A 26,036-nucleotide genomic window follows, 5' to 3' on the forward strand; every position below is an offset into this window, starting at 1 on the left:
CGTCCGAGACCTTTGACTTAGTCTTCGGCTTCAGTCGCGACCAGCTTCCAGTTCGGGTCTTTCGACCTCGTATCACGCGCAAAGGTCCAGACATCCTTGACCTCTGCAACCGCTTCCTTGTCCCCATCGATCACGACGCCATCCTTGTCGAGCGTTGCCGAAATAAGTTCGCTGGTGATGCGCACCGTAACATGGGACTCAGTGCCCTTCATTTCGGCGCCGATGATTTCCGCTTTGTTGATCCCGACGAATGACGACTGCACTTTCTCGCCGCGCGCTTCGCGATCGGTAATGGCAGAAACAAAACCGTCGAAGACTTCGCGCGACAGAAGCGTCTTCAGCGTCTTGCGGTCACCATCGGCAAACGACATGACGATCATCTCATAGGCCATTTTCGAACCTTCGAGGAACTTCGCAGGCTCGAATGCCGGATCCGCGTCCTGGATAGCGCGCAGGCCATCATTCAAGGGCGTACCCGGCTTGGAAATGGCATCGATCTTTTCGAAGCTGTTTTCCTTCACGTCGCCGCGTCGCGGCAACGAAACGACATTGTCGCCAGATTTGGCCTTGTCATCGGCGTCGGCGGTACGTGTATAGGGATTGAACGGCGGGCGTTCACTGCCGGTGCGGCGGCCAAGGACCTTGCGTAGCTGCAGGAAAATCACCACTGCTGCCACGAAAAAGAAAATCGTTCCGAAGTCCAGATATTCCATGTCGCCTGCCATTCATCCTAATGTTTGTTTACGGCTTTCAATCTTCCGTCGAAATACCAAAAACATATAGATTGCCAACTGCAATCATACAAATACTCTTCACGCTATCCTATATAGGCATGAAATTGACACCGGCTATGGATAATATCCGGATATGTCCTTTGAAAGGTAAATTAGTTTGCGATCTCTTGTGCCCCTTTTCGTTCTGGCTTTGCCATTTCTTGAAATCGCCGGTTTCATTATAGTCGGCAGCAAGATCGGTGTCTTAGCGACGCTCGGTCTGATAATTCTGTCGATTTTTGTCGGCGTATTCCTGTTACGCTTTCAAGGCCTCGGCCTTATCCAGAGAATTCGCGAAGAAACAGCCGCTGGCCGTACACCAAAACGCGAACTGGTTCATGGTGTCATGCTGGTCTTCGCGGCGTTCCTGCTGATCATACCCGGATTCATCACCGACATCATAGGCCTGCTGCTTTTCATCCCCGCTGTTCGTGACTTTGGCTGGCGTTGCATCAGTGATCGTGTGGTCGTTGTCGATTCTGGCCGACACCGTCGTGGCCGTCCCGACACACCGCGCGTCAAGGACCGGGTCATCGAGCTCGATCCTGAAGACTACTCGAGCAAGCCTGATCCGGACTCGCCCTGGAACCCCAAACGGTAGAATTCGGCGTGTCATTGAACCATGAGACTAGTGCGAGAGCCTTGCCTCGTTGAAGCACACATGCTAGCGACCCAGCATTCATTCGATAACCGTGCAAAGCGGACGTAACAGAAGAAGGTTTCCAGACAATGGCTCAAAAGCCTGATGAAAAGGCCGAGAACGGCAACGAAGCGACAAGTGGCAACGGTTCCGCTCAGCAGCAGACGCTGAACATTCTGGCGCAGTATGTAAAGGACCTTTCCTTTGAAAGCCCTGGCGCTCCGTTGTCGCTGCGTCCGCGCGAAAATGCTCCCGGTATCAGCATCAATGTCAACGTCAACGCCAATCCGATCGCCGAAAACGATTTTGATGTCGTTCTCACGTTGTCGGCAAAGGCGAGCGAAGGCAAAGATGTCCTTTTCAATGCTGAACTCGTCTATGGCGGTGTGTTCAGGCTTGTCGGTTTCCCGCAGGAACACCTCTTGCCGCTGCTGTTCATCGAATGCCCGCGCCTGCTGTTCCCGTTCGCGCGCCAGATCATTGCGGAAGCCACACGCAATGGCGGTTTCCCCCCGCTGATGATCGACCCGATCGATTTCGCGCAAATGTTCCAGCAGCGCATGGCCGAAGAGCAGGCCAAGGCGCAAGTCAGCTGAGCCAGACTATTTAAAGTTGAAAAAACCCGGGTCTCGCCCGGGTTTTTTTCATTCAAGCAGCAAAAGCTATGCGTTCGTTCCAGATGGCCTTGTCGCCAATCTTTTCGACCAGGTGCGCGTGGGCCATTTTCTCAGCCTCAGTTAAACGAGGTAGAAGCGGTATTGGTCGGCGGGAAATGATAATTGTTCCCGAAACATCGCTAGGCTGCCGGTTGTTTGCCTGTTCGGCAATCGTAAGGCCAAGTGCAGCCTGTTTGCCGCCGATCAGCTCGATATAGACTTCAGCGAGGAGCTGCGAATCCAGCAGAGCGCCGTGCATTGTGCGGTGGCTGTTGTCGATACCATAGCGCCTGCAGAGGGCGTCGAGCGAATTCGGCCCCATCGGATGTTTTCGCCGCGCCAGCGCCAGTGTATCCACGACGCGGTCATTGTGGATTGGCGGATGACCGAGCCGGTTGAGCTCCGCATTGATGAAGCCCATATCGAATGTCGCATTGTGGGCAATCAATTTCGCCCCATCGATGAAATCAAGGAAGTCATGGAGTATCCCGGCGAAAAGCGGCTTATCGGCCAGCTTGTCATTGCTAATACCGTGCACGGCCAGCGCATCAGGATGGATGACCTTGCCTTCGGGATTGATGTAGACATGGAATGTCCGTCCGGTCGGGAACCGGTTGATAAGCTCAACGCCACCGATCTCTATGACCCGGTCGTCAAGCCGGTCGAGGCCAGTTGTTTCTGTATCAAATATGATTTCGCGCATGGAATCACCCTTTTGCCCAAGTTCCACGAATTGGCCAATGCGGGCAAGTGGGGACTGGATGTTTCCCCTCTATACTGTGAGCAGACGGATAATCTTGCGAATTTCACCTCGGGTGACGTCAAAAGTATGGCGCGTGTCGATGATGAAATCGGCGCGGGCGCGCTTTTCCGCATCCGGAGTCTGGCGTGCCAGAATGGCGTCCAGCTTGTCTGATGTCATGCCGGGACGTTCGAGAACGCGCTTTCGTTGCACTTCTTCAGGCGCGGTAACGACGAGTATCTTGTCAACCCGGTCTTCAGCCCCCGTTTCAAAGAGCAAAGGAATATCGACGACAACCAGTTTCGCACCGCTGGCGCGCGCACCATCTCGAAATCTGTTTTCCTCGGCCCGAACCAGCGGATGGACAATCGCCTCAAGCTTTTTCAGGGCCACGGGATTTCCCATGACTGCGGCGGAAAGTTTCGTGCGATCCACCTTGCCGTCTTCGGTCGTTCCAGGGAACGCCTCTTCGATCAATGGAGCGGCCGCACCAGAATAAAGCCGATGCACAGTCTCATCTGCCGAGTAAACCGGTATGCCTTCGTCAATGAACATCTGAGCGGATGTTGACTTGCCCATGCCGATGGAACCCGTCAGGCCAAGCACGATCATGTGGGCTTCCCACCGTGGGTCGGTCTGTCCATATCGGCAAGAATGAGTGCTCGCAGTTCCGGCGTGACTTCCGGTGTGGCACCAAACCAATGTTTGAAACCGGGAACAGCCTGGTGCAACAACATGCCAAGTCCGTCCACCGTTCTCAGCCCATGCGCCCGCGCGGCCTTCAGCAGCGGTGTTTCCAGCGGAACATAGACAATGTCGGTCAACAAGGCATTTGCATTTGCGGACGACAGATCAAAGGTCAGATCATCCTTGCCTTCCATGCCCAGTGACGTCGTGTTGACAATGAATGTGGCGTCTTGCAGCAACTCGGGAATTGCCCGCCATCCGTGCGCGCTAATGCCGTGCCCAAAGCGATCCGCAAGTGCCTGCGCTCGGTCCACCGTGCGATTGACTATGCGGATCTCATTAAATCCTCGCTGCTTCAGCGCATAAACGACTGCACGACTGGCACCGCCTGCGCCGAGAACTAGCGCTTTGTCGCCATTGTCCCAGCCTGGGCCAAGCGCATCCAGATTGGCGAGGAAACCGTAGGCATCGGTATTACCACCCCACAACTCCCCATCCTCAAACCATAGCGTGTTGACGGCGCCTATATCTTCAGCGGCACTGTCGCGCTTTTTGCACAAGGCAAATGCCATCTCCTTGTGCGGTATTGTAACGTTGCCGCCGGTGTAACCATTGTTCTGCAGGCTCTGGACAAAATCAGTAAAGCCTTCCGGCGCAATCTCGATGGCCTGATACGAGCCTTCCAGGCCATACTTCTTTAGCCAATAGCCGTGGATCAACGGCGAACGCGAGTGGCGAATAGGGAATCCCGTAACAAACGCCTTTGGATGATCAGCCATCTATCGCGCCCTCACGGCGTAACTCGGCGAGCAATGGCAAAAGCGGTAAACCCACTATGGTGAAATAGTCGCCATCGACCTTTTCGAACAGCTGAACGCCCTCGCCCTCGAATTGATAAACGCCAACACTTTGCAAAGCGATAGTTCCAGCGCGCGACAGGTATTTGCCAATGAAACCCGGATCGAGATCGCGCAAAGTCATGCGTGCGACCGACACGTGGCGCCACAATGTCTGACCATCCTTGGCGAGAACGACCGCGCTGTTGAGGTGATGCGTTTTTCCAGACAGTTTCAGCAATTGCCGGCGAGCCGCTTCCATGTCTTCCGCCTTGTGCAGTATCTCATCGCCCAGGGAAAGGGTCTGATCGGAACCGATCACTAGTGCGGAAGGGTTGCGTTCACTGACGTCAAGAGCTTTTGCCTCCGCCAGAATCTGCGCGACATCTTCTGGCGTTGCGCCGCTATCATATAAGGGCGCTTCCACGGCTCGTTCATCGATGTCAGCCGACTGAACGGTGAAAGCAATACCAGCGTTTTTCAACAATGTGGCACGGAACGGGCTTTTGGAGGCGAGAATGATATCCATGTTTGGTTCTCCCTTGACCAGCGATGCGTTACCGCCCCTGCGAACGCAGGGCAAGAACTGCCGCCGCAGTTTCTTCGATTGAACGGCGAGAAACATCGATCATCGGCCAGTTATGCCGATGGCAAATCTGCCGTGCATAGGTCAGTTCTTCTATAATATTGGCGCGATCGAGGTAATGATCCGCGTCGAAGCTGAGTGCCGCGCCCAGAACACGGTGCTGACGTACCTGTGAAATACGTTCCGCTGAAGCGACCAACCCGACAATCAGGGGCCGTTCGGATTTCACAAGAACGTCTGGTATAGGCACCCCGATAACGATGGGAACATTGATCGTCTTGATGCCGCGATTGGCGAGGTAGATGCTGGTTGGCGTTTTCGACGTGCGCGAAATGCCGATCAGAATGACATCCGCTTCCTCGATATCCGGTGGGAGCTGGCCATCGTCATGCTCCATTGTGAAATTGAGCGCGTCAATCCGCTGGAAGTATTCTGCATTGAGAACGTGCTGGGCGCCGACGCGCCGCCCCGCCGGAGCACCCAGATAGGATTGGAACAGCGTCAGGACCGGCTCGAGAACGGAGACACAGGGAACGCCGATTGCCGCGCAAGTGTCGTCGATCATGGCGGCGAGGCGCTGATCGACGATCGTGTAAAGGACAATACCCGGCTCGGCATCTATGCCTTCCAGCACTCTTTTGATCTGCTTTTCGGTCCTTATCAGTGGATAGACATGCTCAATCGCCCGTGCATGGGCATATTGTGCCGCGGCGGCACGACCGGCTGCGATGAGAGTCTCTCCCGTCGCATCAGAGATCATGTGAAGATGAAAGTAGTTTATCGGTTTCGTCACAGAAAATTCCACGTCTTGTTGATGACTGGGGACAAAGTGCCAGCGCGTCCACAACTGATGGCAGCCATGTGAATTGTTGGCAAGTCATCCACAGCGAGCCTGACTGTGGGAACTCTTTCCGATCGTTTTACAATTCTGTGGACTATTGCGACTTTTCGCCTGTTTTCCCATGGTTTTCACAGGATTATCCACAATTGATGCTAAGTTAAATAATTGATATTATTGATTTATATCGATTTTTACCACTACCCTTGGAAACGTTGCTGCAGTTATTCTGGATTGAACCCGGAATTGTTCGTTGTGGGAAAATTCTGGCAATGTGGTAATTCCCATTACAAACAGACTCTAAGAATCAGAAAATCCAATTAGATCTAAATTTCTTTTTTGTAAGACAGACTGGGAGTGACCAATGATGGTTCGCAAAGTGATGAAAGTCCTTGGAGGCGAGACTGTCTTTCCTCCACCAATCTGGATGATGCGCCAAGCGGGGCGCTATCTTCCCGAATATCGAGAAGTGCGAAAGAACGCTGGCAGCTTTCTCGACCTGTGCTATTCGCCGGACCTGGCTGTCGAAGTGACCATGCAGCCTATCCGCCGTTTTGGTTTTGATGCGGCAATCCTGTTTTCTGATATTCTGGTTGTCCCGCACGCGCTCGGGCGCGATCTTCGCTTTGAGGAAGGACGGGGCCCACTGATGACCCCGATCGACAAGGATGGGATATTCTGGCTGGAATCGAAAGGTGCTGCTGATCGCCTGGAGCCGGTCTACGAGACCGTGCGGCTGCTACGGCAGCAACTCCCTACCGAGACAACCTTGCTTGGCTTCTGTGGGGCGCCCTGGACGGTGGCGACCTATATGATTGCCGGGCATGGCACACCGGATCAGGCTCCTGCCCGGCTTTTTGCCTATCGCAACCCGGAAGCATTTCAAAAGCTACTGGTCGAGCTCGCTGATGTGTCCGCTGAATACCTCATCCGTCAGATAGATGCGGGTGCCGATGCGGTGCAGATTTTCGATTCCTGGTCTGGCGTTCTCGATGAAGCGTGCTTCGAGCAGTTTTGCGTGGCGCCGGTTGCGGCAATCGTTAAAAAGGTTCGCGAAGTCCATCCGGATGTTCCGATTATCGGGTTCCCCAAGGGCGCGGGTGCGCTTTATGTGAATTATCGGGAGCGTACCGGTGTCACCGCACTCGGACTGGATTGGTCAGTGCCGCTTTCCATGGCCTCTTCATTGCAGGGTGGTGGCGCAGTTCAGGGCAATCTCGATCCCTTGCGGGTCGTTGCTGGTGGTCGGGCTCTGGACGATGGCATCGATGCTATTCTGGATGCGTTGGGTCAGGGACCACTGATCTTCAATCTGGGTCATGGCATTACACCGGATGCGCCGGTGTCCCATGTTGAGCAGATGGTGAACCGCGTACGTCAGGCCACCATCCGGACCTGATTCTCAAGGGTAGGCAAGCAGCATGAGCGATATCAAATTGATCAATACGGAATCGAAGAAAATTCCAGTTCTGCCGCGGCTGATCGCGGCGGCTGTGGCGCTTTGTGTCATCACGCTGGTTTTCCTATATCCCAGCGGCGCCTATCTATGGGTTAAAGCGATCCATGTCATAGCCGTTATCTCGTGGATGGCTGGCATGCTCTATTTGCCGCGATTGTTTGTTTATCACTGCGCTGCCGAACCGGGTTCAGTTCAATCCGAAACCTTCAAGGTGATGGAAAATCGCCTGTTAAAGGCGATCATCGATCCCGCCATGGGTGTGACCTGGCTCGCGGGGCTGTGGCTTGCCTGGCAATCGGCCGCTTACATGGATGGCTGGTTTCACGTCAAGTTTCTATCTGTTCTCATTCTTTCGGGCGTACATGGTTATTTTTCCAAGGCGGTACGGCTATTTGCAGAGGATCGAAACGTGAAGACGGTTCGCTTCTGGCGTATGATGAATGAGGTACCGACCGTGCTGATGGTCATTATTGTGATCATGGTCATCATAAAGCCATTTTGATCGATAATAAAAATTTTAGTCAGTGATCAATACCACTGATGAAATCTCTTGCCCTTATGGCCATGATTGGCTAGACAAGGGCCTCCTCTCCGGAAATACCGCCACAGCAATCTTCGGCCATTTTTAGTGGCACTGCATTCAGGCATCGTCATTTCCCTTTCCCATTTCACACCAATAGAATTAAGAGTTCCGCACACATGCAGGAAATGAAACTACAAGAACTCAAGAACAAGACCGCGGTTGACCTTCTCGCCTTTGCCGAATCGCTTGAGGTTGAAAACGCCAGCGTCATGCGCAAACAGGAATTGATGTTTGCGATCTTGAAAAAATTAGCCTCGCAGGAGGTAGAAATCATCGGCGAAGGCGTGGTCGAGATTTTGCAGGATGGCTTCGGCTTCATGCGCTCTGCCAATGCCAATTATCTTCCGGGCCCCGATGACATCTATATTTCACCGTCGCAGATCCGGCGTTTTTCGCTGAAGACAGGCGATACAGTGGAAGGGCCTATCCGCGGGCCGAAGGAAGGTGAGCGCTATTTCGCCCTTCTCAAGGTTAATACCATCAACTTCGAAGATCCGGAAAAAATCCGCCACAAGATCCATTTTGACAATCTGACGCCGCTTTATCCAAATGAACGCTTCAAGATGGAACTGGAGAATCCTACCACCAAGGATCTTTCCGCTCGCGTCATCGATCTGGTCGCGCCACTTGGCAAAGGCCAGCGCGGACTGATTGTTGCCCCGCCCCGCACGGGTAAAACCGTACTCTTGCAGAATATTGCGCATTCGATCACTGCCAATCATCCGGAATGCTATCTTATCGTCCTTCTGATCGACGAACGTCCGGAAGAAGTGACCGACATGCAGCGCTCGGTGAAGGGCGAAGTCGTGTCGTCTACTTTCGATGAGCCCGCGTCACGCCACGTACAGGTCGCGGAGATGGTTATCGAGAAGGCAAAGCGTCTTGTCGAACACGGCCGCGATGTTGTTATTCTGCTCGATTCCATTACCCGGCTTGGCCGCGCCTACAATACCGTGGTGCCGTCATCCGGTAAGGTATTGACCGGTGGTGTCGATGCCAATGCCCTGCAGAGGCCGAAGCGTTTCTTTGGTGCCGCGCGTAATATCGAAGAAGGCGGTTCGCTGACAATTATCGCGACAGCGCTGATCGATACGGGCAGCCGTATGGATGAAGTCATCTTCGAAGAGTTCAAGGGTACTGGCAACTCCGAAATCGTGCTCGACCGCAAGGTCGCCGACAAGCGCATCTTCCCGTCCATGGATATTCTGAAATCCGGTACGCGTAAGGAAGACCTTCTCGTGCCGCGTCAGGATTTGCAGAAGATTTTCGTTCTGCGCCGTATTCTCGCTCCCATGGGCACGACAGATGCAATCGAGTTCCTTATCGACAAGCTCAAGCAGACCAAGACCAACGGTGAATTCTTCGATTCGATGAATACGTAATGTTTAAGGATTTGGCCGAAGCAGTGCTTGAAGCTCTTCGGTTGTCTCCACTGGTGCAAGACAGACGAACCCGCGGCACAAATAGGCTGCGGGTTTGTTTATTGTGACCTCGCCGGCGCCAGGAACGAGTTCCATCTTTTCGCCTTTGCGAAACTCAATCCATATATCGCTACGGCGTGGGTCAGGTGTGTGAGCCGCCAGTTTCATAAGGGGATGGTCTAACTCCGGCGCAACGATAACCAGTTTCAACGGCTCAAGAAGAAGGCTGGCGCTGTTGAAAACCCCAGCCTGTCCGTAACGCTGTTGGATCACCCGGCCCAGCGCATTCTCAGCTATACGTTCCGCATTCTGCCGAAGTTCCTCATCTCCCGCGACCGTCGCCAGCCGCGTCATCGCTTCGATGACCTGGCTGGTGGCGCTGGGTATTGCCTCATCCTGATCGCCGCGCACGCGAATGATGACATTCGCGCTGTCAGAAGCGCTAAGCGCATAATTACCGTCTTCGGTCTTGTGCCATTTGTCCAGCATTGTCAGCCAATGCTGCGCATCCTTGATATATGGCTTTTCCTGCGTCGCCTCATAGAGCGATAGAGCCGCGTTGATCATCGAAGCATAGTCTGATGATAGCCCTGGAAACAGTTTCGATTCACCGAGGACCGAATGCGGAAGCCGCCCATCCACAGTCGATTCGGATATGGAACGATAAGCTGTAGCGCCTAGTTGCAACCAATCCGGCCGATCGAATGCGCGTGCAGCCTCTGCGAGCGCGCGGATCATCAGACCGTTCCAATCGGTCAGTGCTTTATCATCCCGTCCGGGGCGAACACGGTTCTCCCGTATGGAAAAGAGCATCTGCCTTGCGCCGGCCAGTTGTCGTTCAACGTCGGCATCGAGACTGTCGAGAGCGTGGAGGCGATTGAGGATCGTCTTTTCCTCCCAGTTCCCCTCCTCGTGCACATCATAGACTTGGCGGAAAGTCTGGAATTCTGGTTCATCAGGGATTTGGGCAGCCTCCCAGACGTAGAAGCGACCCTCCTCCCCTTCGCTGTCAGCGTCAAGACTGGAAGCAAAGCGTCCGTCGATAAGCATTTCACGTCGCAGCCACCCGACCGTCTCTTCGATTCGGGTACGGAACAATTCATCTTGGGTCTGGGCATATGCGTATGTGGCGTGGCGGATGAGCTGCGCATTGTCGTAGAGCATCTTTTCGAAGTGCGGCACCAGCCAATCGTCATCGACCGAATAGCGCGATAATCCGCCGCCTAGATGATCGTAAATCCCGCCCTGAAGCATTGTTTTCAGGCAGGTTAGAAAAGCGTCTCGATGAGCTATCTCGCCATTTCGGAGCCAGGATAGCCACAGCGTGTCCATGAAAGGAGCATTTGGAAACTTGGGGGCACCAGATAGGCCTCCCTTAGCTAGGTCGATCATGCTGTAAACATCTGCGGCGAACTGATCGAACAGATTTTTATTTATTGCCGTAGAATCAGCTTGGGCATTAAGCCGCCCGCTCACGTGCTTGGTAATCAGACGGACATTTTGCTCGACGCGCGTCCGATCCTGAAGCCAGGCTGAGCTGATCGAACGTAGCACATCAAGGAAGCCCGGCCTGCCATACTTGGAGTGCTTGGGAAAATATGTCCCGCCCCAGAAGGGCTCCGCCCCCGGCGTGAGGAACATGGTCAGCGGCCACCCGCCTTGTTGGCCCATTGCACCGAGAGCGGCCATATAGATCTGATCGATGTCAGGCCGTTCTTCGCGATCCACTTTCACATTGATGTAGAGATCGTTCATCAGCGCTGCGACTTCACCGTCTTCGAAACACTCATGCGCCATGACATGGCACCAATGGCAGGCGGCGTAGCCAACGGATAATAGAATGGGCTTGCCGGCTTCTCGAGCCTCGTCCAATGCGAGCTTGCCCCATGGCCGCCAGTGGACAGGGTTTGTCGCATGCTGGCGCAGATAGGGGCTGGATTCGTGGCCGAGCAGATTGGCTTTATCAAACATCGAAACTGCAACACCCTTTTCGAATGAAACGCGACAGTCTATCAAGGCCCAGTGTAGGCGTGGATTGAATGAAATGAAACAGAACCATGTTTTTGGCGATACGATTTTCGCCCTCTCCAGCGGCAGGCTTCCGTCCGGCGTGGCTGTTATACGCATCTCCGGACCGCAGACTCGATTCGTTATCGAAACAATATCCGGCGGCCTTCCCGACCCGAGGATTGCTGCCTTGCGATCCTTCAGGGATTCAGAGAACAGTCCCATCGATCGTGGACTGGCACTGTTCTTTCCTGCGCCGGCCAGCTTCACTGGCGAAGATTGCGCTGAGCTTCATCTTCATGGCGGCAAGGCTGTTGTGGATGCTATGATTAATGCCTTGTATAAATTTGAAGGTTGCCGGTTGGCGGAGGCGGGAGAGTTTACCCGCCGAGCTTTTGCCAATGGCAAATTCGACCTGACGGTGGCTGAGGGCCTCGCCGACTTGATAGCGGCGGAGACCGATGGCCAACGGAGGCTTGCGCTCCAGATCTCTTCTGGAGCTCAAGCAACTCTCTATGCTTCCTGGCGCACTGAACTGATACGTGCGCGCGCTTTGATCGAAGCTGAGCTCGATTTTGCTGATGAATCGGACGTCCCAGGATCCGTCTCCGATCAGGTCTGGCGGTTGATGCGCGATTTGGCCGACCGCATTGGCAAGCATGTTGCAGACGCGAAACGTGGTGCGATGGTCCGCGACGGTTTTCGCGTGGTTATCGTCGGCGCACCGAATGCGGGCAAATCCAGCCTTCTTAATGCTCTGGCGGGTCGTGACGTTGCCATTGTATCTGACGAGCCGGGTACAACGCGGGACCTGATCGAGATAAAACTCGATCTGAACGGCCTTCCAGTGCTGGTTATCGATACGGCTGGCTTGCGCGAAACCGAGGGAAAGGTCGAGAGAATTGGGATCGACCGCGCTCGAGAACAGGCGTCCGCAGCGGATTTGATAATTACATTAACCGATCTATCGAACCCGGTTGCGCCTACGCTGGACGATGTTGCAGATAGCGTAACACTCCGTCTTGGCACGAAATCTGATCTCGCGCCGCCTTCGGCGGCTGCCAAATATGATCTGGTTATCTCCACCCGAACCGGAGAAGGACTGGATGATTTGTTGGAGGCGCTCACCAACCGGGCAGCTCTTGCTGCGGGTAATCTCTCTGACCCATTGCCCACACGTCGCCGGCACATGGAACTTCTGACGGAAACCATCCGGGAGGTCACGGCTGCGGTTTACGACGAAGCGGCGCCTCTGGAAGTTCGGGCCGAATACTTGCGTCGCGCCTCGCATTCGTTGGGCAGGATAACCGGGGATGTGGACGTCGAAGATATACTGGATGTTGTCTTTTCGCAGTTCTGCATTGGAAAATGATTCACGTGAAACACGCCCGGCGTGGATAAGGTCTCCGGTGCGTTAAGGCGTCGGCAACGCTTGCAAAACCCTGACCTCCACGTTAGTGCCAGCGTTGGTAGACGATTCCGCGGACTGAATCCCGGCGTTTATCGCCGCAGCCACCCATTTCCCTCATGCTTGTCGAACCACACGCACAGCGGCATGGAATCCCGACGTCTCTGTCATCCTCGGGCTTGACCCGAGGACCCACGGCCAGGAAGTGTTGAGGTATAGCGTTGCCACAACGCATTTCAGTGAAGCACTGTCCTCGATCGTAGATGCCCGCGGTGGCTGGATTTCGCCGAAATCGTGGATAAGTTTTCGCTCCTTGGCCGTGGGTCCTCGGGTCAAGCCCGAGGATGACGGAGAGGGAAGAGCTCTTTCCAAACAATAATCGTGGCCGTTTATCCACGCTCTCCAAACCTGAGCTATCCTTCTCCCCGTCCTTTCCACAGGGAACTGCTTCCGGAGCCGTTCGAAGTGGGGAGAGGATCGGCGCCTCCGATGGCGGGTACGGGCCCGTTGTCCGGGGAAGTTCCGTCCAAGGGTTCCCCTGCCGGTACTACGACTGGCGTGTGCTGGACGAGCACTTCGAAAGGGGCTTTCGGCAGCGGGCGAAGCAGTTCAGCCAAAGCCGAGGCCTCCCAAGCGGAACGGACGGGATCAAAAGACGCCGGACGGGCGGTCTTCGGATCGCATTTTATTCTACCAAGACGCGCTTCGACGACCGCCCGTCTTCCCGGCACGCAAGCAATGGCCAGACTCCGAGGAGGGCGTGGCAAGGGGAAAGCTTGGACAATGATAGGTCAAATTGTTTCACGTGAAACACGTCTTAGTCGCTCATACTTGACTCACGGTGCGGTTTTGCCCATCAAGGCACAGATTCGAATCTTTGAAAGTTCTGGTACGTGGAAGACGTTTTTGATGTCATCATTATTGGTGGTGGTCATGCCGGCTGTGAAGCAGCGGCAGCCTCTGCGCGCTTTGGCGCAAGGACGGCGCTGATCACACATCGTGCTGACACGATCGGAGTGATGTCGTGCAATCCGGCCATTGGGGGATTGGGCAAGGGTCACCTCGTCCGCGAGATCGATGCACTTGATGGACTGATGGGTCGTGTAGCCGACGCCGCGGGTATCCAGTTTCGCTTGCTGAATAGGCGAAAGGGTCCTGCAGTCCGCGGGCCGCGTACCCAGGCGGATCGCAAGCTCTATCGCGTAGCCATGCAACAGGCAATTGCCGAGCAAGCCAACTTAACTGTGGTTGAGGGCGGTGCCAGTGATCTCGCTATTGAAAATGGCAGGGTTATTGGAGTCCAATTGATGGATGGGCGCGTGCTATCCTGCGCGTCAGCGGTTCTAACGACGGGAACGTTTCTGCGTGGTCTCATCCATATTGGGGAAAAGCAGATCCCGGCGGGACGTATCGGCGAAGCCCCTGCCCTTGGCCTCTCAGATACCTTGGCAAAACATGAGTTTGCGCTGGGACGATTGAAGACTGGCACGCCGCCACGGCTCGACGGACGTTCGATCGATTGGCAGAACCTGGACATGCAATCCGCCGATGCGGATCCCTTGCCGTTTTCGCTGATGACGGATTCGATCCGGAACCCGCAGATTGATTGCGGAATCACGCGAACGACGCCGGAAACACATGCCATCATTCGAGCGAACTTGCATCGATCGGCCATGTACTCCGGCTCCATTGAAGGTGTCGGTCCGCGTTACTGTCCGTCCGTTGAGGATAAGATCGTAAAGTTTGGGGATCGGGACGGACACCAGATATTTCTTGAGCCGGAAGGTCTCGACGACAACACCGTTTATCCCAACGGCATCTCGACCTCGCTGCCGGAGGATGTCCAGCTCGATCTCTTGAAGACCATACCGGGTTTGGAACATGCTGTTATGTTGCAGCCAGGCTACGCCATCGAGTATGATTTTATTGATCCCCGCGAACTTGATCGCAGCTTGCAAGCACGTCGTATTTCGGGCCTGTTCATGGCGGGCCAGATCAACGGCACCACAGGTTATGAGGAAGCCGCTGCACAAGGTTTGCTTGCCGGTCTCAATGCGGCTCGTCTCGCTGCCGGTTCCGCCCCTGTCATTATCCAACGGACGGAGGCCTATATTGGCGTCATGGTGGACGATCTTACGTCCCGCGGCGTAAGCGAGCCATATCGCATGTTTACATCGCGGGCGGAATTCCGATTGTCGCTTCGGGCGGACAATGCTGATGAACGCTTGACTCCGATGGCTGAACGGCTTGGCATTCTCGGCACGGCGCGCAAGGAACGTTTTGCTGGCCGGACGCATGATCTCGACGCAGCGCGCGAACTCGCAAAGGGTTTGACGATCACCCCCAATGCGGCGGCGCGGGCGGACCTCCATTTGAATCAGGATGGCATCCGGCGCTCGGCCTATGATCTGTTGGCATTCCCGGATATCGACTTCGCCCGTCTCAAGCAAATCTGGCCGGAGCTTTGTGATATCGACGGTCGCATTGCCGATGCGCTGGAGATTGAGGCACAGTACGCCGTCTATCTTGACCGGCAGAAGGCCGACGTAGCGGCCATGGAGCGCGAAGAATCCTTGCTGATTCCGCAGTCGATTGATTTTTCTACAACACCGGGCCTGTCAAATGAGCTAAAGCAAAAGTTGAAGCAACGGCAGCCGCGATCGATTGCCGAAGCTCAGCGCATTGATGGTATGACCCCGGCAGCCTTGGCGCTCATCATCACGCAAATACGCCGGACCGTTACGCGTGATGTGGCGTGATTCCAGGTCGGGAAAAACGTCTACAAGACGTATTATCCAATGTTTCACGTGAAACAGTGGATAACCTTATCGGTTTTGAAGAGTTGTTCCGCAAGTGGTCAAAAGCTATCAATCTGGCATCGCCCTCAACACTCGATCAGCTATGGGAACGGCATATCGTGGACAGTGCTCAACTTTTCGATATGGCGCCAAATGCCCTGAAGTGGCTTGATCTTGGTTCTGGCGGTGGGTTTCCCGGTATTGTGCTGGCAATTCTTCTGAAACAACGCTCCGGGAGCAGTATCGATCTGGTCGAAAGCAATGGCAAGAAGGCTGCTTTTCTGCGCACAGCGATTGGCCAATTCTCCGCCCCTGGGACCGTCCATGCGATGCGAATCGATACTGCATGGGCCAAAATAGCTACTCCGGATATCATAACTGCTCGCGCTCTTGCCTCGTTGAGCAGCTTATTTACGCTTGCGGAGCCTTGGTTGACCTGGGGTGCAGTAGCACTTTTTCAAAAAGGACGGGATTACCGCAGGGAAATCGAGGAAAGCCGTGACGCATGGTCGTTTGATCTGGTAGAACGTGAAAGTGCCGTCGACAAAGATTCTGTAGTCCTGCAAATCAGCAATTTGAGACGGACCGACACGAACGTATAGAATTTGCATTCGCTTGATCGGCCCCGATCAACGTTTTGCTCAGGAAGCCAAGCGATGAACAGCCAGACTCGCATCATTACCATAGCCAATCAAAAGGGCGGAGTGGGTAAAACCACGACCGCGATCAATCTAGCCACGGCATTGGCTGCTATTGGCGAGACTGTGCTGATTGTTGACCTTGATCCTCAGGGCAATGCCAGCACAGGCCTCGGAATCGATCGTAAGAATCGAACGATATCGTCCTACGACGTCCTGATGCAGGCGGCTTCGGTCGAGGAGGCGGCCGTGCCAACGGCGGTGCCGAATTTGTCGTTAATTCCATCTACGTTGGACCTTCTTGGCGTCGAAATGGAGATCTCGAACGCGTCTGACCGCGCTACGCGGCTCCGCAAGGCGTTTCGTGGCGGTATGAAGGCGTCCCCGTTCACCTACATCTTGATCGACTGCCCTCCATCGCTCAATCTATTGACAATGAATGCGATGGCTGCGGCCGATTCGGTCCTGGTTCCATTGCAGTGCGAGTTCTTCGCGCTAGAAGGATTAAGCCAGCTCTTGGAGACGGTCAATCAGGTCAGAACGGTGCTTAATCCAAATCTGACGATCCAGGGGATCGTACTTACCATGTTCGACGGGCGTAACAATCTTGCAACTCAGGTCGTGGATGATGTGCGCTCGTTCATGGGCGACAAGGTTTACCGGACAGTCATACCGCGCAATGTTCGGGTTTCCGAGGCGCCATCCTACGGAATTCCAGCGATTCTATACGACCTTAAATGCGCGGGCAGCCAAGCTTATCTGCAGCTCGCATCTGAGGTTATTCAGAGAGAGCGCCATTTACGTGCGGCGTAAATATCGATTCGAATACGAAACATTTATGAGAGCCCTGTTACAATGAATGAAGACCTGTCAAAAAAACGTTTGGGCCGCGGTCTGGCAGCCCTGATAGGCGAAATGGACCGCGTGCCTGATGAAGTTGACCCGCAGCCTTTAGCGAATTTGGATCGCCAAGTTCCCATCGAATTCATAACGCGAAATCCTCGCAACCCCCGCCGCCAATTTACGGAAGGCGATCTTGAAGATCTGACGCAGTCGATCCGGGAGCATGGCATCGTCCAGCCAGTGGTCGTTCGTCCGGCAAAGGATTCTCCCGGCCACTACGAGTTGATTGCGGGTGAACGCCGCTGGCGTGCGGCCCAGCGCGCCGGACTTGCGACAGTCCCGGTCATTATCCGCGAAGTTGATGATCGCGTCGCGCTTGAACTCGCAATTATCGAAAACGTGCAGCGCGCCGACCTCAATCCCATCGAAGAAGGTATGGGATATCAACAGCTTATCGATGATCACGAGTACACCCAAGCCGATCTGGCACAGGTGATCGGCAAGAGCCGTAGTCACGTTGCCAATACGCTGCGGCTGCTCAAACTGCCTGACTCCGTGCGCGACATGATTACAAATGGTTCGTTGTCGGCCGGCCACGCTCGCACCCTCATCACGACGGAAGACCCATCTGCGCTTGCCGAAAAAATCATTAAGGGTGGCTTGTCAGTACGCCAGGCTGAAGCGCTTGCGCAGGATGGTGGCAAGCCGTCAGCTGTCAAGCGGAAAGCCGAGCCCGGAGAGGGCAAGGACGCGGATACCAAGGCCTTGGAGAAGCTGCTTTCAGATGTCATGGGAATGCGCGTATCGGTCAATCACGTGAACAATGGTGGCGATGTCCGCATCCATTATACGACGCTGGAGCAGCTCGATGAGATCTGCCAGCGCCTTCAAAATCGTGCGAAGTGGGGCGGTCTCGCCTGACCAAATTTTTCAACGGCTGTTGCGCGCTCCACGCGCTGCCTCGGCCGCGAGGGCAATCATGGATTGCCGGATGATCGGGACGGCCAGCGCTGCGTTGCGCCGGCTCTCAAGGACCGTTCGTTGCAACCGCTCGATAGCACGCGCGCATGATTGCGTCGTCCAATGCCGAAGAGCAGTTTCTACCAGTTTTTTCCGTGCGAAGAAAATTGGAGGTCTGGTAGCCGTAACGGCGAGACTCGCATTTTTTCCTTCGTTTTCCATGCCGTAACGTAACGTTTGTAACGACTGAAACTGGCGGATTGCAGCGCTGAGGACAAGAAAACTTGATGAACCGGTCCCGATGACGCGATCAAATGCGTGAGTGAAATCGATGATGTTGCCAACCATCATCGCATCGACAATTGTCTCATAGGAGACGGCGCTGACGTCCCCGATGATCTCGCGCACATCGTCAATAGAGATCCGCTCTTTGCCGTATGCGTAAAGGCAAATCTTCTCGAGCTCGGCTCGTGTTGCGAGACGATCACCGCCAAGGCTTTCCTTCAGAAGATTGCGAGCGTCAAGCGCGATCTGCAGCCGGTTCTTCGCCAGCACATCGTCGATAGTGCCATCAATTCCGCGTGCATCGTCGCTGTAGCAGGGAAGGGCCATAGCGCTGGGGCTCTGCTCGACGATGCCACGTAAACCAGCACCTTTTTTAAGGTCCCCAGCCTCGATCAGGATAAACGTGTCAGTGGGCGGGTTTTTGGCAAGGAAGCCGACGGCGTCAGTGAGCCCTTTCTGGCCTGCCGCACTGCGCACCCATATCAAACGCTCGCCACCAAACATGGAAATCGTGTTTGCCTCGTCAGAAAGCCTGCCTGGCTCGGCGTTGACATCGTCAGCGTCAAGACGAATGACTGCAAAGGGATCGTCTTTCGCAAGGCCGGTGAGCTTGATAAAAAGGTCGGCTCGCTCACTCACCAGGCCTTTGTCCGGTCCGTAAAGTAAAACGATTGGATAGGCGCGATCCAGCCGTTTCAGGAAAGAATCAACTTCGTGCGCTTTCTTTTGTGCCATGGCCATGGGTTTACCCATTTCAGCAAGGATTGCAATTGCAACGTGGCCCGTGAGCGTCGACTATTATGCACCCAAACAGCAAAAAGGCCCAGGTAAACCTGAGCCTTTTGAACTTCGGACAACTGGAGCGGGAGAAGGGATTCGAACCCTCGACCCCAACCTTGGCAAGGTTGTGCTCTACCCCTGAGCTACTCCCGCATATGCCAGTTAAGTCTTGCGAAGCGGGGCCTATATGGCCTAAGCGCCGGCTAATTGCAACAGGGAAATTTCGCCTTCTGCGAGATATGGTAGAAATCGGTCATGAACCTTTGCCGGATGCGGCTTTCCGCTTGAGGAAGAGCCCCTGAACCATTACGACAACACACAGTTATTACACGACAGACCAGCGAAAAGGCCGTCATGGGCAAGACATTTGATGAGTTGATGCAATATCTCGGCGACATGGGCATCGAGGTGTCGACGATTCGTCATGCCGCTGTGTTTACGGTAGCTGAGGCCCAAAACCTGCGTGGGCAGGTATCCGGCGCTCATACCAAAAATCTCTTTCTCAAGGACAAGAAAGACAACTACTTTCTCGTGACAGTGGACGAGGACGCTGAGGTCGATCTCAAGACAATTCATGGCAAGATCGGCGCTTCGAGCCGTGTATCGTTTGGCAAGCCGGAAAAACTGCTCGAGTATCTTGGACTGACGCCCGGGGCCGTCAGTGTGTTTGGGTTGATCAATGACACGCAGCACCACGTCCGTGTGGTGCTGGACGAAAAGCTCATGCAGCACGACATTGTCAATGCCCATCCTTTGACGAATGAGGCCACGACATCGATCCGGCGCGAAGACCTTCTGGCGTTCCTCAAGATGACTGGACACGAACCTCTCATCTTGAAAATCGATGTGGCGACCCCAAACTGATAGCCGTTACATGAGTTGGCGATTACAAGAGGTTGTGGTTGAATGGAAGGGCAGATGACGGGAGAATTTCATGAGCAAAATAGATAACCCGTTCGGCAGCGGCTATGGCGCAGCCTCTGGCGCCCAGACCGTGTCCTATGGAACGCCATCTCCAAACGGAGCTGCGCCCAGCGCCGCCGACCTGATCAAGGAAACGACCACGGCAGCTTTTTCCAAAGATGTGATTGCTGAATCGAAAAGCCAGCCGGTCCTTGTGGATTTCTGGGCTCCATGGTGCGGACCGTGCAAACAGCTCACGCCTGTTCTCGAAAAGGCAGTTCGCGCAGCTGGCGGACGAGTCAAGCTCGTCAAGATGAATATCGACGACCATCCGGCTATCGCCGGCCAGCTTGGAATCCAGTCCATTCCCGCTGTCATCGCCTTCGCTGACGGCAAGCCGCTGGATGGCTTCATGGGAGCGCTCCCGGAATCAAAGGTGACAGAATTCATCGATCGTATTGCGTCACCCGATGGGGGCAGGGATGCGGCCATCCAGTCGGCACTCGACGCAGCGGCTCATGCTTTAGAAGCCGGCGATGTCGAGCAGGCGGCCCAAATTTATTCTGCCATCCTTGGCGAAGTACCGGACCACGTAGCGGCGCTTGCGGGGCTGGCCAATTGTTTGATCGAGCTCAATGATCTCGAAAAGGCCAAAGCCACCTTGGAGCAAGTGCCTGCCGCCAACAAAGACGATGCGGGTGTCCGTGCCGCCGAGGCCAAGATCGCATTGGCTGAGCAGGTGGCAAAACTTGGCGATCCGGTGGCGTTGGAGGCGCGGCTCCAGGAAAACCCCAAGGATTACGGGGCACGCTTCGACCTTGCGATGATTCTGAATGCCAAAGGCCAGCGCCACGAAGCCGCCGATCAGCTTCTTGCAATCATGAAGGCTGATCGGGCATGGAACGACGATGGCGCCCGCAAACAGCTGTTGCAGTTTTTTGACGCCTGGGGAGCGGCGGATGAAGCCTCGGTCACTGCACGTCGCAAATTATCTTCCCTGCTGTTCTCTTGAGAGAAATCAGGCACAATGGCCGAGACCACGATTTTTTCGGGCCGGAGTAGGCAATGCAAGCTGGAAATGTTCGTTATCGGACGTTGAATGATATTCCTGAAAACGTGCCGATCTTTCCCCTCTCGGGTGCGCTGCTGCTTCCTGGCGGGCAGCTGCCGCTCAACATTTTCGAACTGCGCTATCTAGCAATGGTGGACGCCGCGCTTAGCGGCAAGCGAATAATCGGCATGATCCAGCCGCGTTTCGATCAGGATAATGAGGATGGCGTCGATCTGTGTGAGGTTGGCTGCCTCGGCCGGATCACGTCTTTCGCTGAAACCGGCGATGGCCGTTTGCTGATAACGCTTCAGGGCATATGCCGCTTCCGGGTCATCAAGGAGCTCTCGACCCGCACTCCGTTTCGCCAATGCAAGATCGCGCCACTCCGTGCCGATCTCGACGAACCGGATGATTCAGAAGTGGACAGGCTCGCATTACTGCGCGTGTTTCGTGCTTATCTCGACGCCAACAGCCTTGAAGCTGATTGGGACGGCATCTCGCGGGCCGGCAATGAGACGCTGGTCAACGCGCTGGCGATGATGTCGCCCTTTGGTGCTGCGGAAAAACAGGCGCTCCTGGAGGCCGCGGATTTAAAGACGCGAGCCGAAACGTTGATCGCTATTACCGAGATTGCGCTCGCCAAGGATCAGGACGATTATGAAGGCAGCCTCCAGTGAGATACTTCAGGGAAGAGGCATGACTGAAGAGAAACGCGAAACAGTGATCGATCGCAAGTTGCTTGAGCTGTTGGTCTGCCCCTTGACCAAAGGCCCGCTCGTTTACGATCAGAAACGGTCAGAACTGATTTCCAAATCGGCACATTTGGCCTATCCGGTGAGAGACGGTATTCCGATCATGCTGCCATCGGAAGCGCGCCCAATCGAGGATTGAGTTTCACCAAGGCTTTTCATACAGGATTGTTTGCGGCATAGTCTCAGTCAGTTGTGCAACTGACTGGCTTGCGAATATGATAAAGCGCAATGACAAACGCGAAATTCTGATTGCTACGGCGGCCGGATTGTTCTGGCGACAGGGTTATGCGACGACGAGTCTGGCTGATATCGCAACGGATTCTGGCGTGCCACTTGGGAATATCTACTATTACTTCAAGAGCAAGGCTGAACTGGCGCTTGGTGTCGCCGATATCTTCGTGGCCGAGACTGAAGGTATGCTGGCGGAAATCACAGACGCCGACCAGAATCCGCGTACACGTTTAAAGCTTCTTATCGAGAAACTTGCTCACTCACTCAAAAGCCGGGTGGAGCATGGATGTCCGATTGCTCTGGGAATTCGGGACTTCAGACATGAATCGCCTGAAGCCGCGGGGCGGGCCGCCGAGACGTTCAGTTTGCTCATCGGTTTCATAGGGAGAGAACTCGGCCGTTCCGGTATTCGCCCTTCGAGCGCCTTGGGCATAGCACGCAATGCGGTGGCGGAATGGCAAGGTGGAATCATGCTCGCCCATGGTTTGAACGACTCGGCTGTTCTGGTCGAGAGTTTCCGGCGAATGGAACGATTATTGGTCGCAGGGACCGCTCGGTCCTGACCGCGATAACGCCCACTCGCATCTGTGGGGCAAAGGCCCTATATGAAGCCAGAAGAGCTCTCCAGGAGTCATGATGGCCAGAAGTAACCAAACCGCCGACTGGGCCAATCGCCTGTCGCCATCGCTGGGCGAGATCGAATCATTGGCGATCGAGGCTTATGCACATCTACCTGAAACGTTCCGTGCGCTATGCGGCGACATTACAATTCAGGTATCCGAGTTTCCCGACGACCAGATTATCGAGGATATGGGACTCGAATCGCCCTTCGATTTGCTTGGCCTTTTTGAAGGGACCGGTATCGGGGAGCGGTTTTCCCTGCAAACTGGCGAGCAGCCCAACCGGATCACCATCTACCGCCGTGCCGTTCTGGACTACTGGGCGGAATATGAGGAAGCGCTTGGCGACATCGTCGCTCACATTCTCATCCACGAAATCGGCCATCATTTCGGTCTGTCAGACGAGGATATGGAGCGCATAGAGGCAAGCGTAGAATAGTGGTTGCTCTAGTAATCGCTCAGCTTGATCCCGGGTTCGTAGTCGACGCCATCAATATCCTTGACCACAGCTTGACCGCATTGCATCACGCCTGTTGCCGAATTAAACGCATAGGTAGGCGAACCATAAATGTGCCAGCCGTTGTTTATGGCTGCCGTCACCTTGTGACAGAAACTTGCATCATCGGGGCCTGTTAAAATCCGGTACAATTTCATGTGAGGTTTCTTTCCCTAATCTACGCCGAGATCAGCCAACGCCGATTTCATTTTTCGCCGATTATGTCGAGTTTTGCCAGTAGCTTTTTTGCCATTTCGAGGTGCAGGCGTTCCACCATCTTGCCATTCAGCGAAGTGACGCCCTTATCAAGGTTCTCCCGATTGGAGAATGCCTCAACGATCAACCTGGCTTCTGCGACAGAGCTCGTGTCGGGAAAGAAGGACGTGTTTGCCGTTTCAATCTGTGATGGATGAATCAGGGATTTTCCGTCGAAACCCATCCGAACGGCCTCGGTGCATTCGGCCGCAAACCCGTCGAGGTCGGAGAAGTCGTTGTAAACGCCGTCGATGATATCGAGCTTTCCAGCTTTGGCACACAACAGAACTTGCATGAGCCATGGCATTAGAGCGCCGCGCCCTTTCGTGCCGGTTTCCTTCGAAATATCGTTGGTCCCGATGACAAAACACTCGAGCCGCGCCGTCGATCGCAATCCAAGCTCGGCGATTTCATCGGCATTGAGAATCCCGCGCGGCGTTTCGATCATCGCCCAGAGACGAATGCCCTCGGAAGCATCGGTCTCTTCGAGAATTTCGGCAACGCCAGTGACATCCTGCGGAGTCTCCACCTTGGGCAGGAGGATAGCGTCAGGTCTGCAGGCACGAGCAGCAAGCAAATCCTCGGCGCCCCATTCGCTCGCAAGGCCATTAATGCGGACAACGCGTTCGGCTTTGCTTTGGGGATAGGTGAGGAAGTATTCCCGCAACGCCTCGCGCGCGTCCTCCTTGACGTCGGGGGCTACGGCATCCTCCAGATCGAAGATGATCGCGTCGGCATCAAGCATTGCCGCTTTGACCAGTGCCCGGTTGTTCGAAGCGGGAACATACAGCACGGATCGGCGAGGGCGGAAAGTCCGGATCATTCAGCTGTTTTGCCTCGATCAGACCGTCAAGACAAGGGCAATCACAAGGGATTGAGGACTTCGGCTCAAAGTGCCACAGGCGAAAAGCTTTGATTCAAGGTAAAGCTGGTGTAAAGCGAAACGCAAAGTCATTACCCAATATCTACAGGCAGATATCATGGACAAATTCACCAAGCTCACCGGCGTCGCAGCTCCGCTGCCGATCATCAACGTCGATACCGACATGATCATTCCGAAGGACTACCTGAAGACGATCAAGCGCACGGGTCTTGGGACCGGTCTTTTTGCCGAAATGCGTTACAATGAAGATGGCTCGGAAAACCCCGATTTTGTTCTCAATAAGCCAGCCTATCGCAAGGCGCAGATCCTTGTCGCCGGCGATAATTTCGGGTGCGGCTCCAGCCGTGAACATGCGCCATGGGCCCTTCTGGATTTTGGCATCCGCTGTGTAATTTCGACCAGTTTTGCCGACATTTTTTACAATAACTGCTTCAAGAACGGCATTTTGCCGATCCGGGTCAGCCAGGAAGATCTCGACAAGCTGATGGATGACGCGCAGCGCGGTGCAAATGCGACAATTTCCATCGATCTCGAAGAAATGACGATCAAGGGCCCGGATGGCGGCACGATCACTTTCGAACTTGATGAGTTCCGCCGCTACTGCATGCTCAATGGTCTCGACGATATCGGCCTGACCATGGAAAAGGCGACGAAGATCGACAATTTCGAAGCGGCCAATGCCGAAAAGCATCCTTGGGCCTGAAACCAGTTTCCTAATCTGAAAGCCCGGTTTTCCGGGCTTTTTTCTGCGTCTTATGTGAGGTTCTACAATGGCAGCAAAAAAGCTTCTCCTCCTTCCGGGGGATGGTATTGGCCCCGAGGCAATGGCCGAAGTCCGCAAGATCATTGCCTATATGAATGCGGAATTGGAGAGTGACTTCTCGCTGGAGGAGGGGCTCGTTGGCGGCTGTGCCTACGATGCACACGGCAAGGCGATCTCCGAGGCCGATATGGCAAAAGCCCTGGCCGCCGATGCGGTCCTGTTTGGCGCCGTTGGCGGACCAAAATGGGACACCGTCCCCTATGATGTGCGCCCCGAGGCGGGTCTTCTACGCCTTCGCAAGGACATGGAGCTCTTTGCCAATCTGCGGCCGGCGATTTGCTATCCGGCGCTTGCCGATTCATCGTCCTTGAAGAAGGAAATCGTCGAAGGTCTCGACATACTGATCGTCCGCGAACTGACCGGTGGCGTCTATTTCGGCGAACCCAAGGAAATTCGCGACCTTGGTAACGGCCAGAAGCGCGGCATCGATACACAGGTCTATGACACCTATGAGATCGAGCGTATCTCTGGCGTTGCCTTTGAGCTGGCGCGGACACGCGCCAACAAGGTGACGTCGATGGAAAAGCGCAACGTCATGATGTCGGGCGTTTTGTGGAATGAAGTGGTCACGGCTACCCACAAGGCGAAATACTCAGATGTAAAACTCGAACACATGCTGGCCGATGCCGGCGGCATGCAGCTCGTCCGCTGGCCCAAACAGTTCGACGTCATTGTCACTGATAATCTGTTTGGTGACATGCTTTCCGATATCGCGGCAATGCTTACGGGTTCGCTCGGCATGCTGCCGTCGGCTTCACTCGGTGCGCCCGACGCCAAGACTGGCAAGCGCAAGGCGCTTTATGAGCCGGTTCACGGCTCGGCGCCGGATATTGCCGGGACAGGCGCAGCCAACCCGATTGCCATGATCGCGTCGTTCGCAATGTGTTTGCGATACTCGTTCAATATGGTCGCCGAAGCTGACAGGTTGGAGGCGGCCATAGCTGGCGTGCTCGACGATGGGCTTCGTACGGGGGATATCATGTCGGAAGGCAAGACCAAAATCGGGACCGTCGAAATGGGCGATGCAATTCTCGCCAAGTTCCGGGCTCTAGCAATGTGATACCGTAGTCTGGACAAACAAA

Annotated in this window: 28 protein-coding genes and 1 tRNA gene; 18 read left to right on the plus strand and 11 right to left on the minus strand. The window is 54.8% G+C overall.

Annotation, left to right across the window (positions count from 1 at the left end; translation table 11 throughout):
- Positions 1-17: 17 nt before the first annotated feature.
- On the minus strand, positions 18-713 hold the full coding sequence (locus FHS21_RS09475; protein WP_112525212.1) for a Tim44/TimA family putative adaptor protein: 696 nt from the start codon (positions 711-713) through the stop codon (positions 18-20).
- A gap of 178 nt (positions 714-891) precedes the next feature.
- Here FHS21_RS09475 and FHS21_RS09480 point away from each other — a divergent pair, with 178 nt between their 5' ends.
- Positions 892-1,374: an FxsA family protein gene (locus FHS21_RS09480; protein WP_112524897.1), complete on the plus strand. Its 483-nt coding sequence runs from the start codon at positions 892-894 to the stop codon at positions 1,372-1,374.
- A 128-nt stretch (positions 1,375-1,502) separates the two neighbouring features.
- Entirely contained in the window at positions 1,503-2,009 is a 507-nt protein-coding gene (secB, locus tag FHS21_RS09485) for a protein-export chaperone SecB (protein ID WP_112524899.1), read from the plus strand.
- A 52-nt stretch (positions 2,010-2,061) separates the two neighbouring features.
- Here the strand turns inward: secB and dnaQ are convergent, their stop codons facing one another.
- The 5 genes from dnaQ to FHS21_RS09510 all read right to left on the minus strand — a co-directional run bounded on the left by dnaQ (position 2,062) and on the right by FHS21_RS09510 (position 5,713).
- The gene (gene dnaQ / locus FHS21_RS09490) at positions 2,062-2,772 is read right to left on the minus strand and encodes a DNA polymerase III subunit epsilon (protein WP_112525214.1); all 711 of its coding nucleotides are present in this window, start codon (positions 2,770-2,772) and stop codon (positions 2,062-2,064) included.
- Positions 2,773-2,841: 69 nt separating this feature from the next.
- Positions 2,842-3,423, minus strand: a complete 582-nt coding sequence (gene coaE, locus FHS21_RS09495; protein WP_112524901.1) for a dephospho-CoA kinase — start codon at positions 3,421-3,423, stop codon at positions 2,842-2,844.
- Positions 3,420-4,277 (minus strand): shikimate dehydrogenase, encoded by an 858-nt coding sequence (locus FHS21_RS09500; RefSeq protein ID WP_112524903.1) that lies wholly within the window; start codon positions 4,275-4,277, stop codon positions 3,420-3,422. The genes coaE and FHS21_RS09500 overlap by 4 nt, the downstream gene beginning before the upstream one ends.
- Complete coding sequence (locus tag FHS21_RS09505; RefSeq protein WP_112524905.1) at positions 4,270-4,863, minus strand: Maf-like protein; 594 nt, start codon at positions 4,861-4,863, stop codon at positions 4,270-4,272. The genes FHS21_RS09500 and FHS21_RS09505 overlap by 8 nt, the downstream gene beginning before the upstream one ends.
- A 28-nt stretch (positions 4,864-4,891) precedes the next feature.
- Positions 4,892-5,713: a pyruvate, water dikinase regulatory protein gene (locus FHS21_RS09510; protein ID WP_112551785.1), complete on the minus strand. Its 822-nt coding sequence runs from the start codon at positions 5,711-5,713 to the stop codon at positions 4,892-4,894.
- Positions 5,714-6,125: 412 nt separating this feature from the next.
- Here FHS21_RS09510 and hemE point away from each other — a divergent pair, with 412 nt between their 5' ends.
- From hemE to rho, 3 genes are all read left to right on the plus strand, one after another.
- Positions 6,126-7,157: a uroporphyrinogen decarboxylase gene (gene hemE / locus FHS21_RS09515; RefSeq protein ID WP_112525216.1), complete on the plus strand. Its 1,032-nt coding sequence runs from the start codon at positions 6,126-6,128 to the stop codon at positions 7,155-7,157.
- A 22-nt stretch (positions 7,158-7,179) separates the two neighbouring features.
- Positions 7,180-7,719, plus strand: coding sequence for a protoporphyrinogen oxidase HemJ (hemJ, locus tag FHS21_RS09520; RefSeq protein ID WP_112524909.1), 540 nt, complete (start codon positions 7,180-7,182; stop codon positions 7,717-7,719).
- A gap of 197 nt (positions 7,720-7,916) precedes the next feature.
- Positions 7,917-9,182 (plus strand): transcription termination factor Rho, encoded by a 1,266-nt coding sequence (rho, locus tag FHS21_RS09525; RefSeq protein WP_106714794.1) that lies wholly within the window; start codon positions 7,917-7,919, stop codon positions 9,180-9,182.
- 3 nt (positions 9,183-9,185) lie between these two features.
- On the opposite strand, the gene FHS21_RS09530 is transcribed toward rho, so the two are convergent.
- Positions 9,186-11,192 (minus strand): thioredoxin domain-containing protein, encoded by a 2,007-nt coding sequence (locus FHS21_RS09530; protein WP_183661752.1) that lies wholly within the window; start codon positions 11,190-11,192, stop codon positions 9,186-9,188.
- 73 nt (positions 11,193-11,265) lie between these two features.
- On the opposite strand from FHS21_RS09530, the gene mnmE reads away from it, so the two are divergent.
- The 5 genes from mnmE to FHS21_RS09555 all read left to right on the plus strand — a co-directional run bounded on the left by mnmE (position 11,266) and on the right by FHS21_RS09555 (position 17,836).
- Positions 11,266-12,600, plus strand: a complete 1,335-nt coding sequence (gene mnmE, locus FHS21_RS09535) for a tRNA uridine-5-carboxymethylaminomethyl(34) synthesis GTPase MnmE (RefSeq protein ID WP_112524913.1) — start codon at positions 11,266-11,268, stop codon at positions 12,598-12,600.
- Between the two features lie 929 nt (positions 12,601-13,529).
- On the plus strand, positions 13,530-15,395 hold the full coding sequence (gene mnmG, locus FHS21_RS09540; protein WP_183661754.1) for a tRNA uridine-5-carboxymethylaminomethyl(34) synthesis enzyme MnmG: 1,866 nt from the start codon (positions 13,530-13,532) through the stop codon (positions 15,393-15,395).
- Positions 15,392-16,036: a 16S rRNA (guanine(527)-N(7))-methyltransferase RsmG gene (rsmG, locus tag FHS21_RS09545; RefSeq protein WP_183661756.1), complete on the plus strand. Its 645-nt coding sequence runs from the start codon at positions 15,392-15,394 to the stop codon at positions 16,034-16,036. Before mnmG ends, rsmG begins: the two co-directional genes overlap by 4 nt.
- A gap of 54 nt (positions 16,037-16,090) precedes the next feature.
- Entirely contained in the window at positions 16,091-16,885 is a 795-nt protein-coding gene (locus FHS21_RS09550; protein ID WP_112524919.1) for a ParA family protein, read from the plus strand.
- 42 nt (positions 16,886-16,927) lie between these two features.
- Positions 16,928-17,836, plus strand: a complete 909-nt coding sequence (locus FHS21_RS09555; protein ID WP_112524921.1) for a ParB/RepB/Spo0J family partition protein — start codon at positions 16,928-16,930, stop codon at positions 17,834-17,836.
- A gap of 9 nt (positions 17,837-17,845) precedes the next feature.
- Here the strand turns inward: FHS21_RS09555 and holA are convergent, their stop codons facing one another.
- The gene (holA, locus tag FHS21_RS09560) at positions 17,846-18,895 is read right to left on the minus strand and encodes a DNA polymerase III subunit delta (RefSeq protein ID WP_183661877.1); all 1,050 of its coding nucleotides are present in this window, start codon (positions 18,893-18,895) and stop codon (positions 17,846-17,848) included.
- Positions 18,896-19,018: 123 nt separating this feature from the next.
- Positions 19,019-19,093, minus strand: a tRNA-Gly gene (locus tag FHS21_RS09565).
- A gap of 201 nt (positions 19,094-19,294) precedes the next feature.
- On the opposite strand from FHS21_RS09565, the gene FHS21_RS09570 reads away from it, so the two are divergent.
- From FHS21_RS09570 to FHS21_RS09595, 6 genes are all read left to right on the plus strand, one after another.
- On the plus strand, positions 19,295-19,804 hold the full coding sequence (locus FHS21_RS09570) for a prolyl-tRNA synthetase associated domain-containing protein (protein ID WP_112524947.1): 510 nt from the start codon (positions 19,295-19,297) through the stop codon (positions 19,802-19,804).
- A gap of 70 nt (positions 19,805-19,874) precedes the next feature.
- A complete protein-coding gene (gene trxA / locus FHS21_RS09575) occupies positions 19,875-20,855 on the plus strand; it encodes a thioredoxin (protein WP_183661758.1) in 981 nt (326 codons plus the stop codon).
- A 53-nt stretch (positions 20,856-20,908) separates the two neighbouring features.
- The gene (locus FHS21_RS09580) at positions 20,909-21,571 is read left to right on the plus strand and encodes an LON peptidase substrate-binding domain-containing protein (protein ID WP_112524951.1); all 663 of its coding nucleotides are present in this window, start codon (positions 20,909-20,911) and stop codon (positions 21,569-21,571) included.
- A 19-nt stretch (positions 21,572-21,590) separates the two neighbouring features.
- Positions 21,591-21,785, plus strand: a complete 195-nt coding sequence (locus FHS21_RS09585) for a Trm112 family protein (RefSeq protein WP_112524953.1) — start codon at positions 21,591-21,593, stop codon at positions 21,783-21,785.
- Positions 21,786-21,861: 76 nt separating this feature from the next.
- A complete protein-coding gene (locus tag FHS21_RS09590; RefSeq protein WP_112524955.1) occupies positions 21,862-22,440 on the plus strand; it encodes a TetR/AcrR family transcriptional regulator in 579 nt (192 codons plus the stop codon).
- Between the two features lie 73 nt (positions 22,441-22,513).
- On the plus strand, positions 22,514-22,936 hold the full coding sequence (locus FHS21_RS09595; protein ID WP_112524957.1) for a metallopeptidase family protein: 423 nt from the start codon (positions 22,514-22,516) through the stop codon (positions 22,934-22,936).
- Between the two features lie 8 nt (positions 22,937-22,944).
- Here the strand turns inward: FHS21_RS09595 and FHS21_RS09600 are convergent, their stop codons facing one another.
- Together FHS21_RS09600 and FHS21_RS09605 are read right to left on the minus strand one after the other, a co-directional pair.
- Complete coding sequence (locus FHS21_RS09600; protein WP_183661760.1) at positions 22,945-23,151, minus strand: DUF1737 domain-containing protein; 207 nt, start codon at positions 23,149-23,151, stop codon at positions 22,945-22,947.
- A 47-nt stretch (positions 23,152-23,198) separates the two neighbouring features.
- The gene (locus FHS21_RS09605) at positions 23,199-24,071 is read right to left on the minus strand and encodes an HpcH/HpaI aldolase/citrate lyase family protein (protein WP_112524961.1); all 873 of its coding nucleotides are present in this window, start codon (positions 24,069-24,071) and stop codon (positions 23,199-23,201) included.
- Positions 24,072-24,228: 157 nt separating this feature from the next.
- Between FHS21_RS09605 and leuD the strand changes: the two genes are divergently transcribed.
- On the plus strand, positions 24,229-24,834 hold the full coding sequence (gene leuD / locus FHS21_RS09610) for a 3-isopropylmalate dehydratase small subunit (RefSeq protein WP_112524963.1): 606 nt from the start codon (positions 24,229-24,231) through the stop codon (positions 24,832-24,834).
- Between the two features lie 67 nt (positions 24,835-24,901).
- Positions 24,902-26,014, plus strand: coding sequence for a 3-isopropylmalate dehydrogenase (gene leuB / locus FHS21_RS09615; protein ID WP_112524965.1), 1,113 nt, complete (start codon positions 24,902-24,904; stop codon positions 26,012-26,014).
- Positions 26,015-26,036: the final 22 nt, after the last annotated feature.

The organism is Phyllobacterium trifolii (assembly GCF_014192095.1).
GTDB lineage: Bacteria > Pseudomonadota > Alphaproteobacteria > Rhizobiales > Rhizobiaceae > Phyllobacterium > Phyllobacterium trifolii.

Coding starts and splice junctions, on each gene's coding strand:
- FHS21_RS09475 (WP_112525212.1), bottom strand. CDS start 713: ATGGAATATCTGGACTTCGGAACGATTTTCTTTTTCGTGGCAGCAGTG.
- secB (WP_112524899.1), top strand. CDS start 1,503: ATGGCTCAAAAGCCTGATGAAAAGGCCGAGAACGGCAACGAAGCGACA.
- dnaQ (WP_112525214.1), bottom strand. CDS start 2,772: ATGCGCGAAATCATATTTGATACAGAAACAACTGGCCTCGACCGGCTT.
- coaE (WP_112524901.1), bottom strand. CDS start 3,423: ATGATCGTGCTTGGCCTGACGGGTTCCATCGGCATGGGCAAGTCAACA.
- FHS21_RS09500 (WP_112524903.1), bottom strand. CDS start 4,277: ATGGCTGATCATCCAAAGGCGTTTGTTACGGGATTCCCTATTCGCCAC.
- FHS21_RS09505 (WP_112524905.1), bottom strand. CDS start 4,863: ATGGATATCATTCTCGCCTCCAAAAGCCCGTTCCGTGCCACATTGTTG.
- hemE (WP_112525216.1), top strand. CDS start 6,126: ATGGTTCGCAAAGTGATGAAAGTCCTTGGAGGCGAGACTGTCTTTCCT.
- hemJ (WP_112524909.1), top strand. CDS start 7,180: ATGAGCGATATCAAATTGATCAATACGGAATCGAAGAAAATTCCAGTT.
- rho (WP_106714794.1), top strand. CDS start 7,917: ATGCAGGAAATGAAACTACAAGAACTCAAGAACAAGACCGCGGTTGAC.
- FHS21_RS09530 (WP_183661752.1), bottom strand. CDS start 11,192: ATGTTTGATAAAGCCAATCTGCTCGGCCACGAATCCAGCCCCTATCTG.
- mnmE (WP_112524913.1), top strand. CDS start 11,266: ATGAAACAGAACCATGTTTTTGGCGATACGATTTTCGCCCTCTCCAGC.
- FHS21_RS09550 (WP_112524919.1), top strand. CDS start 16,091: ATGAACAGCCAGACTCGCATCATTACCATAGCCAATCAAAAGGGCGGA.
- FHS21_RS09555 (WP_112524921.1), top strand. CDS start 16,928: ATGAATGAAGACCTGTCAAAAAAACGTTTGGGCCGCGGTCTGGCAGCC.
- holA (WP_183661877.1), bottom strand. CDS start 18,895: ATGGCACAAAAGAAAGCGCACGAAGTTGATTCTTTCCTGAAACGGCTG.
- FHS21_RS09570 (WP_112524947.1), top strand. CDS start 19,295: ATGGGCAAGACATTTGATGAGTTGATGCAATATCTCGGCGACATGGGC.
- trxA (WP_183661758.1), top strand. CDS start 19,875: ATGAGCAAAATAGATAACCCGTTCGGCAGCGGCTATGGCGCAGCCTCT.
- FHS21_RS09580 (WP_112524951.1), top strand. CDS start 20,909: ATGCAAGCTGGAAATGTTCGTTATCGGACGTTGAATGATATTCCTGAA.
- FHS21_RS09585 (WP_112524953.1), top strand. CDS start 21,591: ATGACTGAAGAGAAACGCGAAACAGTGATCGATCGCAAGTTGCTTGAG.
- FHS21_RS09590 (WP_112524955.1), top strand. CDS start 21,862: ATGATAAAGCGCAATGACAAACGCGAAATTCTGATTGCTACGGCGGCC.
- FHS21_RS09595 (WP_112524957.1), top strand. CDS start 22,514: ATGGCCAGAAGTAACCAAACCGCCGACTGGGCCAATCGCCTGTCGCCA.
- FHS21_RS09600 (WP_183661760.1), bottom strand. CDS start 23,151: ATGAAATTGTACCGGATTTTAACAGGCCCCGATGATGCAAGTTTCTGT.
- FHS21_RS09605 (WP_112524961.1), bottom strand. CDS start 24,071: ATGATCCGGACTTTCCGCCCTCGCCGATCCGTGCTGTATGTTCCCGCT.
- leuD (WP_112524963.1), top strand. CDS start 24,229: ATGGACAAATTCACCAAGCTCACCGGCGTCGCAGCTCCGCTGCCGATC.
- leuB (WP_112524965.1), top strand. CDS start 24,902: ATGGCAGCAAAAAAGCTTCTCCTCCTTCCGGGGGATGGTATTGGCCCC.